Origin of the sequence: Flavobacterium sp. XGLA_31, assembly GCF_051547105.1 — a bacterium.
GTDB lineage: Bacteria > Bacteroidota > Bacteroidia > Flavobacteriales > Flavobacteriaceae > Flavobacterium.
Window position 1 is genome coordinate 199,121 of the sequence record NZ_JBPTTM010000001.1, and the last position, 13,217, is coordinate 212,337.

The 13,217-nt window shown below is 40.1% G+C and carries 16 protein-coding genes; 7 read left to right on the plus strand and 9 right to left on the minus strand.

Annotated elements, in window-relative coordinates:
* The first annotated feature begins 184 nt into the window (after positions 1-184).
* The 6 genes from ACSVH6_RS00815 to ACSVH6_RS00840 all read left to right on the plus strand — a co-directional run bounded on the left by ACSVH6_RS00815 (position 185) and on the right by ACSVH6_RS00840 (position 5,165).
* Positions 185-784 (plus strand): 30S ribosomal protein S16, encoded by a 600-nt coding sequence (locus ACSVH6_RS00815; protein WP_438074616.1) that lies wholly within the window; start codon positions 185-187, stop codon positions 782-784.
* Positions 785-800: 16 nt separating this feature from the next.
* On the plus strand, positions 801-1,325 hold the full coding sequence (gene rimM, locus ACSVH6_RS00820; RefSeq protein WP_438074617.1) for a ribosome maturation factor RimM: 525 nt from the start codon (positions 801-803) through the stop codon (positions 1,323-1,325).
* Positions 1,326-1,452: 127 nt separating this feature from the next.
* On the plus strand, positions 1,453-2,115 hold the full coding sequence (locus ACSVH6_RS00825) for a tRNA1(Val) (adenine(37)-N6)-methyltransferase (RefSeq protein ID WP_438074619.1): 663 nt from the start codon (positions 1,453-1,455) through the stop codon (positions 2,113-2,115).
* 97 nt (positions 2,116-2,212) lie between these two features.
* A complete protein-coding gene (locus ACSVH6_RS00830; protein WP_438074621.1) occupies positions 2,213-2,938 on the plus strand; it encodes a hypothetical protein in 726 nt (241 codons plus the stop codon).
* Positions 2,939-3,078: 140 nt separating this feature from the next.
* Complete coding sequence (locus ACSVH6_RS00835; protein ID WP_438075749.1) at positions 3,079-4,257, plus strand: acyl-CoA dehydrogenase family protein; 1,179 nt, start codon at positions 3,079-3,081, stop codon at positions 4,255-4,257.
* Between the two features lie 122 nt (positions 4,258-4,379).
* Positions 4,380-5,165: a DUF3050 domain-containing protein gene (locus ACSVH6_RS00840; protein WP_438074623.1), complete on the plus strand. Its 786-nt coding sequence runs from the start codon at positions 4,380-4,382 to the stop codon at positions 5,163-5,165.
* Between the two features lie 39 nt (positions 5,166-5,204).
* Here the strand turns inward: ACSVH6_RS00840 and ACSVH6_RS00845 are convergent, their stop codons facing one another.
* The 7 genes from ACSVH6_RS00845 to trmB form a co-directional block, all read right to left on the minus strand.
* A complete protein-coding gene (locus ACSVH6_RS00845; RefSeq protein ID WP_438074625.1) occupies positions 5,205-5,537 on the minus strand; it encodes a ferredoxin in 333 nt (110 codons plus the stop codon).
* Positions 5,538-5,539: 2 nt separating this feature from the next.
* Positions 5,540-6,598 carry an NAD(P)/FAD-dependent oxidoreductase gene (locus tag ACSVH6_RS00850; protein ID WP_438075751.1) on the minus strand — a complete coding sequence of 353 codons (1,059 nt, stop codon included), beginning with the start codon at positions 6,596-6,598 and terminating at the stop codon, positions 5,540-5,542.
* An 85-nt stretch (positions 6,599-6,683) separates the two neighbouring features.
* Positions 6,684-6,923, minus strand: a complete 240-nt coding sequence (locus tag ACSVH6_RS00855; protein WP_438074627.1) for a NifU family protein — start codon at positions 6,921-6,923, stop codon at positions 6,684-6,686.
* A gap of 80 nt (positions 6,924-7,003) precedes the next feature.
* On the minus strand, positions 7,004-8,137 hold the full coding sequence (locus ACSVH6_RS00860) for a P-loop NTPase (protein ID WP_438074629.1): 1,134 nt from the start codon (positions 8,135-8,137) through the stop codon (positions 7,004-7,006).
* A gap of 524 nt (positions 8,138-8,661) precedes the next feature.
* Positions 8,662-8,988: an MGMT family protein gene (locus tag ACSVH6_RS00865; RefSeq protein WP_438074631.1), complete on the minus strand. Its 327-nt coding sequence runs from the start codon at positions 8,986-8,988 to the stop codon at positions 8,662-8,664.
* Positions 8,988-9,614, minus strand: a complete 627-nt coding sequence (locus ACSVH6_RS00870) for a LysE family transporter (protein ID WP_438074632.1) — start codon at positions 9,612-9,614, stop codon at positions 8,988-8,990. The genes ACSVH6_RS00865 and ACSVH6_RS00870 overlap by 1 nt, the downstream gene beginning before the upstream one ends.
* Positions 9,615-10,289, minus strand: coding sequence for a tRNA (guanosine(46)-N7)-methyltransferase TrmB (gene trmB / locus ACSVH6_RS00875; RefSeq protein WP_438074633.1), 675 nt, complete (start codon positions 10,287-10,289; stop codon positions 9,615-9,617).
* A gap of 86 nt (positions 10,290-10,375) precedes the next feature.
* Between trmB and ACSVH6_RS00880 the strand changes: the two genes are divergently transcribed.
* Positions 10,376-11,440, plus strand: a complete 1,065-nt coding sequence (locus ACSVH6_RS00880) for a glycosyltransferase family protein (RefSeq protein ID WP_438074634.1) — start codon at positions 10,376-10,378, stop codon at positions 11,438-11,440.
* Here the strand turns inward: ACSVH6_RS00880 and ACSVH6_RS00885 are convergent.
* The gene (locus ACSVH6_RS00885; RefSeq protein ID WP_438074635.1) at positions 11,414-12,457 is read right to left on the minus strand and encodes a sensor histidine kinase; all 1,044 of its coding nucleotides are present in this window, start codon (positions 12,455-12,457) and stop codon (positions 11,414-11,416) included. The genes ACSVH6_RS00880 and ACSVH6_RS00885 overlap by 27 nt on opposite strands.
* A complete protein-coding gene (locus ACSVH6_RS00890) occupies positions 12,458-13,141 on the minus strand; it encodes a response regulator transcription factor (protein ID WP_438074636.1) in 684 nt (227 codons plus the stop codon).
* Between the last annotated feature and the right edge of the window lie 76 nt (positions 13,142-13,217).

The following is a 13,217-nucleotide window of genomic DNA, read 5'->3' on the forward strand; positions in this document are numbered from 1 at the left end:
TCCACAAAAATAGTTTTTTAATGGAAAAATGCTAACATATTCAGAAAAAAATAATGTTAAAGATTTAGTTTCAACAACTTCTCTTTTACAAAAAATCTTTTTGTGGTTGTTTGTTTATGAAAAAAAACTATCTTTGCGCCCTTAAATAACCGAGGTCGAGTACCTCAAATTAATCAAAAAGATTATGTCAGTAAAAATTAGATTACAAAGACACGGAAAAAAAGGGAAACCTTTTTATTGGATCGTAGCCGCAGATGCTCGTTCAAAAAGAGATGGTAGATTCTTAGAAAAATTAGGAACTTACAATCCAAACACTAACCCTGCAACTATTGACTTAAACCTTGACCAAGCGGTACAATGGTTACACAATGGAGCACAACCAACCGATACAGCGAGAGCTATTCTTTCGTATAAAGGTGCTTTAATGAAACACCACTTAGACGGAGGTGTTCGTAAAGGAGCTTTAACTCAAGAACAAGCAGATGCTAAATTGGCAAAATGGTTAGAAGAAAAAGCAGGTAAAGTAACCGCTAAAAAAGAAGGTTTATCAAAAGCACAAGAAGCTGAAAAAGCAAAAGCTTTAAAAGCTGAAAAAGCTGCCAACGAAAAACGTGCTGCTGCCGCTGTAGAAGCTGCAAAAGCTGAAGAAGTTGCTGAAGAAGTTGCCGTTGAAGAAACTGTAGCTGAAGAAACTCAGGAAGTTGTAGCTGAAGTAGCTGTTGAAGAAACTGCTGCTGAAGAAGCTCCGGCTGCTGAAGAAACCAGCGAAGAAACAGAAGCTTAATATTTTTTCGGCAATTATGCGTAAAGAGGATTGCTTCTACTTAGGTAAAATTGCTAAAAAATTTAGTTTCAAAGGGGATCTTCTCATCTATTTAGATACCGATGAACCCGAATTATATGAAAACATGGAATCAGTATTTGTTGAATTCAACAAGGATCTGATTCCATTTTTTATTGAAAATTGTTCGCTTCACAAAAATGATTTTCTCAGAGTACATTTTGAGGATGTAGACTCTGAAGAAGAAGCCGACAAATTAATTGGTTGTGATATTTACCTCCCATTATCGATGTTGCCTAAACTGGAAGGAAATAAATTTTACTTTCACGAAGTGATTGGTTTTGAAGTCGAAGACAAACGCCTCGGGATAGTCGGAATCATTCAATCAATAAATGACACAACCGCTCAACCTCTATTCGAAGTACTGAATGGTGAAGTGGAAATCCTTATCCCCATGATAGATCACTTTCTGGTAGAAATTGACCGGAAAAACAAAAAAGTCAAGATGGATTTACCGGAAGGCTTGATTGAGATGTATTTATAGAAGCCATTTTTACGCTTCAGTAAAAATACTATTTACAACATCTGAAACCCTTTGGTCCTCCCCCTCCTAGTATCAAATGTCTAAATTCCAATTCAAAAAATTCGCTGTAAACCAAGACCGCTGTGCTATGAAAGTAGGCACCGATGGTGTATTGCTTGGCGCCTGGTGTCCTATTGACAACAAACCGTTTTCTGTTTTAGACATCGGAAGTGGCACCGGATTAATTGCTTTAATGTTGGCTCAGCGCTCTCAAGCCGAACAAATTGACGCTATCGAAATTGACGATGACGCTTACGAACAAGCCGTGGACAATTTTGAAAATTCCCCTTGGAACGACCGATTGTTTTGTTTTCATGCTTCGCTGGATGAATTTATGGAGGAACCCGAAGACGAATACGACATTATCGTTTCCAACCCGCCTTTTTACAGTGAAAACTTCAAGACTGACAATCAGTCCCGAGACTTAGCCCGATTTCAAGACGCCTTACCGTTTGATGATTTAATCGAGGTAGCTTCAGTACTACTGTCAGAAAACGGAATTTTTGCGGTGATTATTCCGCATAAAGAAGAAGAAAAGTTCATTACTCTTTGTGCCGATTTTGATTTATATCCGGTAAAAGTTACCCGAGTCAAAGGAACTCCGGACACGCCAATCATCAGAAGTTTATTGGCTTTCAAACGCTACGAATTGAGCACACTAACGGCTGACGAGTTAGTAATTGAAATCAGCCGTCACCAATACACTCCCGAATACATTGAACTGACCAAGGACTTCTACCTAAAACTGTAAGTTTACGTTTCGCATAAAAATTTAACAAAGCCTTGAGAATAAACTACAGGGATTTGGCTAACTTTAATGGTTGAAGTATTAACCAATAAGACTATTTATGCCAAAAATTGTTTCCATCGTATTTTTATTGTTTTCGTGTGCCGTTTTTTCACAAACAACAAAATTGATCCACGGCAAAGTTTCGTACCAGGACATTGATCAAAAAAACATTGATGTTATCAATTACACCACACGAAAACTCACACAAACAAATGCTCTCGGAGAATTTAGTCTGGAGGCCAAAGTGAATGATGTGCTTATTTTCATGTCAAACAACTTCGCCGATCAGAAATATAAAATAACTCCAGAAGACTTTGAAAAAAGCGGTATCCTTATCAAGTTAGCTGAAAAACCAATTCCGCTTGACGAAGTAGAGATTCAACAGGTCAAAACCATAAAGGCTGCCGAGGTTTCTTTTGCCGATATCAAGATGGAAAAACTCAAAAAAGAACAATCCGGTTTGACAAACAAAGAAGTGTATACCGGCGAGATGCCATATGCTGCGGACTTTGTACAAATTGGGAAAATGATTGGAAAATTATTTAAAAGCAAAAAACCAAAAACAGAGCAATCCACACCTATCCCTCTTAAAGAATATGCTAATGCCAATTTCAATCCTAAGTTTTTTACCGAAACATTGAAGGTCAAACCCGGTGACACTGCCCGTTTTTTAGAGTACTGCGAGGCAGACCCAAAATCGGCTACAGTTACACAAGGCAACGACGAATTAGCCATTTTGGAATTTCTGATTATCAAAAAAAATGAATTTGACAAACTAAAATAGTATCGTTACCAGCCCGGATGGAAGCAAGCTACCGTGTAGCGCGGACAGCCGGATTGGCTCCTGAAAATTATCATTTGTTGAATGGGAATTTCGATTCAATTTCAGTAGCTTTGCAAACGTTTTCGAAAAACTATTACATTATGAAACCAGATTTATTTCAAGCTCCTGATTACTACTTATTAGACGATTTACTAACGGAAGAGCACAAATTAGTTCGTGATTCAGCCCGTGCGTGGGTAAAACGAGAAGTTTCTCCAATTATAGAAGACTATGCACAACGTGCTGAATTTCCAAAACAAATCATCAAAGGTTTGGGGGAAATTGGTGGTTTTGGTCCTTATATTCCGGTGGAATACGGCGGTGCCGGTTTAGACCAAATTTCGTATGGTTTAATCATGCAGGAAATTGAAAGAGGTGATTCGGGTGTGCGTTCAACATCTTCAGTACAATCCTCTTTGGTAATGTATCCGATTTGGAAATACGGAAACGAAGAACAACGCATGAAATATTTGCCAAAATTGGCTACCGGAGAAATGATGGGTTGTTTTGGTTTGACAGAACCTGACCACGGCTCTAATCCCGGAGGAATGACAACCAACTTCAAAGACATGGGCGACCACTATTTGTTGAATGGTGCCAAAATGTGGATTTCGAATGCACCTTTTGCTGACATTGCTGTAGTTTGGGCCAAAAATGAAGAAGGCAGAATTCACGGTTTGATCGTAGAGCGTGGCATGGAAGGTTTCACCACTCCGGAGACGCACAATAAATGGTCGCTTCGTGCATCAGCAACAGGCGAATTGATATTTGACAATGTAAAAGTTCCTAAAGAGAACTTACTACCTAATAAATCAGGTCTTGGAGCGCCACTGGGCTGTTTAGATTCAGCAAGATACGGAATTGCTTGGGGTGCTATCGGTGCTGCCATGGATTGTTATGACACCGCTTTGCGTTATGCCAAAGAAAGAATTCAGTTTGACAAACCTATTGCCGGAACTCAGTTGCAACAAAAGAAATTAGCCGAAATGATTACCGAAATCACTAAAGCTCAATTATTAACTTGGAGATTAGGTGTGTTGAGAAATGAAGGCAGAGCGACTTCAGCACAGATCTCAATGGCGAAAAGAAACAATGTGGATATGGCGATTAACATTGCCCGTGAAGCCCGTCAAATCCTGGGCGGAATGGGAATCACAGGAGAATACTCTATCATGCGTCACAGTATGAATTTAGAATCTGTGATTACTTATGAAGGAACCCACGACATTCACTTGTTGATTACCGGAATGGACATCACCGGAATTTCGGCTTTCAAATAAGATTAAACAATAAATAAAATTGATATAAAATGCTTCTCTTTTCTGGGAAGCATTTTTACTTTTGTACAAGGTGATTAAAATCCTGATGGATTAATCATCCGTATATCTAAAAAAACCACGCTATGAATATTGCTTCAATTAACCAAAAAATTCAAAAACACAAAGAAACACTTTGGCAACATCCGCTTTACGAAAAAGTAAAAACAGTAGAGGATTTGCACCAGTTCTTAGAAGGCCATGTGTATGCCGTTTGGGATTTCATGTCGCTTTTAAAAGCTTTACAACAAAAATTAACTTGTACCACTACCCCATGGTTTGCTTCCGCTAATCCGGAAACCCGTTACTTAATTAATGAAATCGTTTTGGCAGAAGAAAGTGACCTGACGTTAGACGGTAAAAGATTAAGTCATTTTGAAATGTATGTGGAAGCCATGCAAAGTTGCGGTGCGCAAACAACTGAACTAGAAGCTTTTTTACAAAACGTAATCGACACTAAAAACGTGTTCATCGCGATTAAGCAAAGCAACTTGCATCCCAATATTAAAGAGTTTCTGAACTTTACTTTCCGAGTAATCGAAGAGGGAAAAGCCCATAAAATTGCGGCCGCTTTTACCTTTGGAAGAGAAGACTTGATTCCGGCTATGTTTACCGAAATTCTTAAAAATTTCCAACAAAATTTCCCCGAAACGGATTTGTCCAAATTAATTTATTATTTCGAAAGACATATCGAGTTGGATGCTGACGAGCACGGACCCATGGCAATGCAAATGATTACCGAACTTTGTCAAGAAGACGAACAAAAGTGGGCAGCGGTTGAAGAAACTTCTATCGAAGCCCTGGAAAAAAGAATTGGTCTTTGGGATGCTATTGAAGAAAAAATCATTAAAAAAGAAATGGAATTGATATAATATAAAAGGCGGGAAGTAATACTTCCCGCCTTTTTATTTTTATGCTTCCGGTGCCAATTCAATGGCCAATCCGTCTATCGCCTCGGTAATATGAATTTGACATCCCAACCTGCTGTTTTCTTTCACGTTGAAAGCTTCCCACAGCATGGCTTCTTCATCGGGTCCTTTTTCGGGTAAAGGCACATCGTTCAGCACATAACACTGGCATGAAGCACACATGGCCATACCCCCGCAAATACCAATGGTTCCTTCCGGAGCCAGTTCATAAGCACGAACCAATTCCATAATGCTCATGTTCATATCTGTTGGTGCCTGCACTTCATGGGTAGCACCTTCTCGGTCCGTGATGGTTACAGTTATATCTTGTGCCATACTTAGTCTATCGATTTTACTACTGCTTTCTCAGCTTCTTTTCGGGTACCGTCAAATCCGTCAATACCGGAAACCGTAGTATATTTGAGTACGTATTTTTTTCCCGGATTGATTCGGTTGTAAACGCTTTGACACATCAGTGTCGCTTCATGGAAACCGCACAGAATCAATTTGAGTTTGCCCGGATAAATGTTGACATCTCCAATGGCATATATCCCGTCTATATTGGTTTGGTAATCCAAAGCATTGTTTACTTTGATGGCATTCTTTTCGATTTCCAATCCCCAGTTGGCTATGGCCCCCAATTTTGGCGTTAAGCCGAAAAGCGGAATAAAATAATCGGTTATGACATTCATACGGGCTCCGTTAACTTCGATATCCACGGATTCTATTCGTTCTGAACCTTTGAAACCGATAACTTCAGCTGGTGTAATCAATTTTATTTTTCCTGCTGATTTCAACTCCTGCACTTTTTCAACGGAATCCAGAGCCCCGCGAAATTCATTTCTTCGGTGTACCAAAGTAACGGATGAAGCGACATCTGAAAGGAAAATACTCCAATCCAGAGCAGAATCCCCTCCGCCCGAGATGACTACATTTTTACCTCTGTACTTTTCAGGGTCTTTGATAAAATAGTCCACACCACGGTCTTCTTTTTCATAAAACTCCAAATCTTTCAAAATTGGTTTTCTGGGTTCGAATGTTCCTAAACCTCCTGCGATAGCCACCGCCTTGGCATGGTGTTTTGTACCTTCATTAGTGGTTACGATGAAAGTTCCGTCTTCGAGTTTCTCTATGGTTTCGGCTGTTTCCCCCAAGGTAAAGCCCGGTTGGAACTGTTTGATTTGTTCCATCAGATTGTTTACCAAATCACCGGCCAACACTTCAGGATAGCCGGGAATATCATAAATAGGCTTTTTGGGATACAATTCTGCCAATTGTCCTCCGGGTTGCGGCAACGCATCAATAAGGTGGCATTGTAGTTTTAATAATCCGGCTTCGAAAACGGCAAAAAGCCCCGTTGGTCCGGCACCGATGATCAGTATATCTGTTTCAATCATTTTTTTTCTTGGCATAATTATCGAAGTTTAAAGCCGCAAAGATTGGCAAACCCCGAATCAAATAATATGATTTTTATCATTAAACCTACGCTATATTCTCTACCGTTTCTATTTGTGGCGCATATTTTTTGATTGTGGTTTCTACACCTGCTTTCATGGTGCTGATGCTCAAACTACAGGATGTACAGGCTCCCTGAAGGCGTACTTTGACATGTTTTGCATCTTCAATGGAAACCAAACTGATATCGCCACCATCCGAATTCAGAAACGGTCTGATTTCATCAAGTGCTTTTTCGATGTTTAAAGTCAATTCTTCGTTTGTCATGATTTTTAATTTGAAAATTAGAGAATTTGAAAATTTGAAAATGGTTTGACATCTTTAAATCTTCAAATCTTCAAATTAATTTATTTTTTCACAGCCGAACATCCGGCCATGGTGGTTATTTTGATGGCTTCAGTTGGCGGTAAACTCTCATTGCGGTTTACCGTTTCCTGGACCACATTCCTGGTAATTTCTTCAAAAACATTTTCGATGACCGAAGCGGTCTGCAAAGCTGCCGGACGACCATAATCGCCTGCTTCACGGATGCTTTGTACCAATGGCACTTCTCCCAGGAACGGTACTTCTAAATCTGCTGCCAGATTTTTAGCGCCTTCTTTCCCAAAGATGTAATATTTGTTATTCGGCAATTCTTCTGGAGTGAAATATGCCATGTTTTCAATGATTCCCAATACCGGTACATTGATGCTGTCTGACAAGAACATTGAAACCCCTTTTTTAGCATCAGCCAAAGCCACGGCCTGTGGAGTACTCACCACCACTGCACCTGTAATAGGCAGCGATTGCATAATCGACAAGTGAATGTCGCCGGTTCCCGGTGGTAAATCAATCAACATAAAATCTAATTCGCCCCAAGCGGCATCAAAGATCATTTGATTCAACGCTTTGGCAGCCATGGGCCCGCGCCAAATAACCGCTTGACTCGGAGCCGTAAAGAACCCTATCGACAGCAATTTGATTTCATAACTTTCGATGGGTTTCATTTTTGATTTTCCGTCAACTTCAATGGAGATGGGTTTTTCGTTTTCTACGTCAAACATAATCGGCATGGACGGCCCGTAGATATCGGCATCCAATACTCCGACTTTGAAGCCCATTTTGGCTAAAGTCACTGCTAAGTTTGCCGTAACCGTTGATTTCCCTACACCTCCTTTTCCGGAAGCTACGGCAATAATATTGCTGATGCCCGGAATGGCTTTGCCTTTAATCTCATTTGGGTTTTGTGCGGGTGTTTCAACTTTGATGTTGACTTTTACGTCCGCCTCCGGTGAAAATTTTTCGTGGATTAACTTTTTAATATCGTCTTCCGCCCGTTTTTTAATATGCATGGCCGGTGTTGCGATGACCAAATCCACTACTACTTCATTGCCGAAAGTCAGCACGTTTTTCACGGCTCCGCTTTCAACCATATTCTTTCCTTCACCGGCAATGGTAATGGTTTCCAATGCCGCTAAGATTTCTTTTCTATCTAGTTTCATTTCGAATTGTAATTAAGCTTTTCAGTTGCGTTTATTTAAACTGAATTTAGATTGCAAAGATAATAGGAAATGTATTGAAAGTGTCCTTAAAGAATTGAAAATGTTTATAGGAGAATTTCATATTCAAATTATCAGGACATCGGGTATCAAGTATCTTTATCTTTTGACAATACGGGGAATCAAAGACAACACTTTCTTCGTTAGGGACCGTTACAGCCGGCTATAAAACAAAACCCTTTTTAAATAAACAGCGGAAAAGAAATGAAAATAGTATTCCTGTTTTCAAAACACCCACAGCCGTCTGCACACACCTCATCCTGATCATAAAATCCAACCGTGCTGATTAGAAAATAAATTCATACGGAGGTCTTTTGCAAAAGATGTACATCTTTTACCAAAAAGATATATATGTTTTATCAGAAAGATATATATGTTTTACCCAAAAGATATATATCTTTTGGAAAACTCCTCAGGAGGAATAGTAAAAAAGGCTTTGATGTTTTGAAAAAACAGTCCCGAGGTATTTATGGCTTAGTCATTTCGGGCTGCCAAAAATGCTTCTCGAAATCCACAATCTGATTATCGACGACTTCAATGCCTTCGTTTTCCAAAAGTTGCTGCATCAGGTTGGTTCCTTCAAAATGGTGTTTGCCCGAAAGCACTCCGATTCGGTTCACCACGCGGTGAGCCGGCACATCCTCTCTCCCATGGCAGGCATTCATGGCCCAGCCAACCATTCGGGCAGAACGTGCAGTACCTAATGCTTTGGCAATGGCACCATAGGAGGTGACTTTGCCTTCCGGTATTTGACGTGCGATGGCATAGACCCGTTCAAAGAAATTCTCTTCCATTAGCCCCAAAAAAGTTTGATGATGGTAATCACTGCCATAAAAGTGGTCACAGAACCAATGATGGTATTGATGTTGCGCAGCAGGAAATCGGTTTTGTTTTGTATGGCTTTAAACGATACGATGTATAAGTAAAATACCGAAAACGACCCCAAAACCACACCGGAAACAAAGGAATAAATTTGCACTTTTTCAAAGCGAAAATAGCGTGAACTGGCCAAACTCATACTGGCAAACACATAGAAGGGAATGGGTAAAAAGTTAAGCATCGACAAAAACATTCCGAAGAAAAACCGATTGGATTTGCCTTTGATTTTGATTTCAGGATTCAGTTTTTTGGGTTTTTTAGCAATCCAAAAAAAGTAAATGCTTAAGCCGGAGAACACAAAGATTCCTATTTCCTGCAGTGTGGTCACAATTTCCTGATGGTTGCTGATGAAACGGGAAAACAAGACTGCAATAAGGGTTTGAAAAAAAACAACCACCGAAGCTCCAAAAACAAAACTGAGCGCCTCACTTCGTCCTTCCTGCACACTGATTTTGGCTGCTGTCATGTTGAGCAAACCCGGGAGGATTACCGCCAAAAAAGCAATGCAGAAACCGAAAACAAGCGGCAGTAAAAAAGTCATCTATTTGATTTTGAAACGAATATACGTAATTGCTTTGTTGATTTCCAAATATTGTTTTTCGTAAAAGGTTTGAATGCCGATAACTTCAGCCGGAGCGCCCTCATTTTTATATACGTTATGGTTGGCGTACAGTACGTCATGCCCTTCTCCGTGCAACAATCCCAAAGTATACCCGTGCATAAACTCGCTGTCGGTTTTGAGATTCACCACACCACCGGGCTTCAGTATTTTTTTGTACAACTGCAAGAATTCGGAGTTGGTCATTCTGTGCTTGGTGCGCTTGTATTTGATTTGCGGATCGGGAAAAGTAATCCAGATTTCGTCTACTTCGTTTTCGGCAAAAATAAAATTGATGAGCTCAATTTGAGTACGAACAAAAGCCACATTGTGCATGCCGTTTTCAACGGCTGTCTTGGCTCCTCTCCAAAAACGGGCCCCTTTGATATCAATTCCGATAAAATTTTTATCAGGGAACCGCTCGGCCAGACCGACAGAGTATTCGCCTTTGCCACACCCCAACTCGATAATGATGGGATTGTTATTTTTAAAAAAGTCGGATGACCATTTGCCTCTGAGCGGAAAATTACCGCTGACTACTTCTTCACGGGTTGGCTGGAAAACATTTTCAAATGTCTCGTTTTCCTTGAACCGTTTTAATTTATTCTTACTTCCCACAAATTTAATTTTTGGCAAAATTAGCGAAATATAAACTATTGGAAATCTTTTTTATCTTGCAGAATCATAATTGGTAACTTAGGCACTTGGAAACAACTACCAAAAACATACTTGTAGCTCCGCTAAATTGGGGATTGGGACACGCTACCCGATGCATTCCGATTATTCGTGAGCTGCAAAAAAATGGATTTACCGTTATTATCGCTTCAGACGGGGCAGCACTCCACATGCTCCAAAAAGAATTTCCGCAGCTGCTTTCATTGGAATTACCGTCATATGATATTGAGTATGCCCAGAATGAAGATGACTTTAAATGGACATTGATTAAGAACAGTCCGAAGATGATTGCCGCCATTTTTACCGAAAAAAAGATAGTCAAAAAGTGGCTGACCGAGTTCAACATCCAAGGCATTATATCCGATAACCGTTTGGGGGTGCATAATAAGAAAGTGCCCAGTGTGATCATTACCCACCAACTCAATGTGTTGTCAGGAGACACCACCTGGATTTCGAGCAAACTCCATCAGCATTTTATTAAAAAATTTACGGAATGCTGGGTTCCCGACATCGAAGAAAAACCAAATCTGACGGGAAAACTGGGCCATTTAAAAGACAAAAAACTGCGTGTAAAATATATCGGTCCGCTCAGTCGACTGGAAAAAAAAGAGCTGAAACCCCTTTATGACCTGATGATTATTTTGTCGGGGCCGGAGCCGCAACGCACCATTTTGGAGCAGAAATTAAAAAAAGAAATCCGCAGCTTTAAGGGCAAAATTGTTTTTGTCAAAGGGATTATCGAGCCCGAGCAAAAAAAGGAAAAAAGCCGCAATGTGCTTTTCTATAACTACATGACTTCGGAGGAGCTGGAGCGCACGTTCAATAAAAGTAAAATGGTGCTGTGCCGTTCCGGGTATACTACGGTTATGGATTTGGCCAAACTGAAGAAGATGGCTTTTTTCATTCCTACTCCCGGACAATTTGAACAAGAGTATTTGGCTAAAAAACTAAAACGGGACGGTTTTGTTCCTTTTGCCACTCAAGATGATTTTGTGATTGAAAACCTTTTGGAAGTCGGCCTTTATAAGGGTTTGCCACAACTGCGCAAAGATGTTGACTGGGCCGCTCTACTGATGCTTTTCGAGCGTGAATGAGAACTCAGAACCCTTACCGAATTCACTTTCCACATAAATTTTTTCGCCGTGTGCTTCTATGATGTGTTTCACTATAGAAAGGCCAAGACCCGAACCTCCTTCGCTTCTGGCCCCACTCTTATCTACCCTGAAGAAACGTTCAAACAAGCGCGGGATGTTGTGCTTTTCAATTCCTTCACCGTCATCGCGGACACGAACAATGATTTTGTCATCAACTAAGTCTTCTATGGAAACTTCGGTTGTCCCGTTTTCCTTGCCGTATTTGATGGAGTTCATAATTAAATTGGTCAGCACCTGTTGAATTTTTTCCTGATCTGCAAACACCTTGACCGGCTTGTTATACTTTCGGTCAAACATCAGAATAATATTTTTTTTATCCGCTCTGATTTCGAGCAAATCAAAGACATTCTGCACCAAATCCACAATATTAAACTTCGACATTTCCAGATTCACATCCCCCATTTCGAGTTTGGTAATCATGTCTAAATCTTCAACTATATATACCAAGCGTTCTACCCCTTTCTCGGCCCGTTCCAAATATTTTTTGCGGATTTTTTTATCATCCATAGCGCCGTCTAACAAAGTGGAAAGATAGCCTTGTACGGTAAACAAAGGGGTTTTGAGTTCATGAGACACATTCCCTAAAAACTCCCGACGGTACTCCTCGCGTACTTTCAGTGTTTCAATTTCCATCTTTTTATCGGTAGCAAATTGTTTTACCTGCCGGGTCAGCGTGGCCATATCAGTAGTAATCGGTTGGTTTCGGAAAGAAGTAGATTCAAGAAGCGATACATCATCGTAGATTTTTTTTACCCTGCGATAGATAAAATGTTCTACGCGATATTGAATAACAAAAAAAGAAAAGGTAAACATGCAAACGGCAAAGACCAAACATATTTGCCAGGAAAACTCATGGAAAAACCACAATAACAAACCAAGAGAACCGGTAGCAAAGAGCGTAATATAGGTTGAGGAAATTACGGCAAAACGATAGGTTTTCTTGAAATTTATTTTCATTTACACTTCCAGTTTATAGCCTACGCCTTTGATTGTTTTGAATAAATCTTCCCCGATTTTTTCGCGCAGTTTTCTTATGTGAACATCGATGGTTCTTCCGCCAACGATAACTTCATTACCCCAAACTTTATCCAAAATTTCTTCGCGTTTGAATACTTTTCCGGGTTTGGAAGCCAAGAGATAAAAAAGCTCAAATTCTTTACGGGGTAAAACAATTTCAACGCCGTCTTTGATGATTTTGTATTCCTCTCTATTGACTTCAATCCCACCTACATTCAGTGTTTCAGAAGCATGATCGTCACTTTTTAAGCGTCGCAGCAACGCTTTTACCTTACTCACCAACAGTTTTGGTTTGATGGGTTTAGTGATGTAGTCATCGGCTCCGGCATCAAATCCGGCAACCTGAGAATAATCTTCGCTACGGGCCGTAAGAAAGGTAATGATTACGTTACCCAATTCCGGAATTTTTCGGATGTTCTCACAGGCTTCCATACCGTCCATTTCGGGCATCATTACATCCATAATGATGAGTTGAGGCAATTCCTTTTTTGCTTTTGTAATCGCTTCTTTTCCGTTGGAAGCCGTGACTATCTGGTACCCTTCCTGAGAGAGATTATAGCCCACGATTTCTAGAATATCTTGCTCATCATCTACCAATAAAATCTTGATGTCTTTTTTTTTCATATGCAGGGACACAATTGTTTTGTGGATGTAAAGGTAAAGATAATACAAAATGATTACACTGTGTAAAATTCGAGTT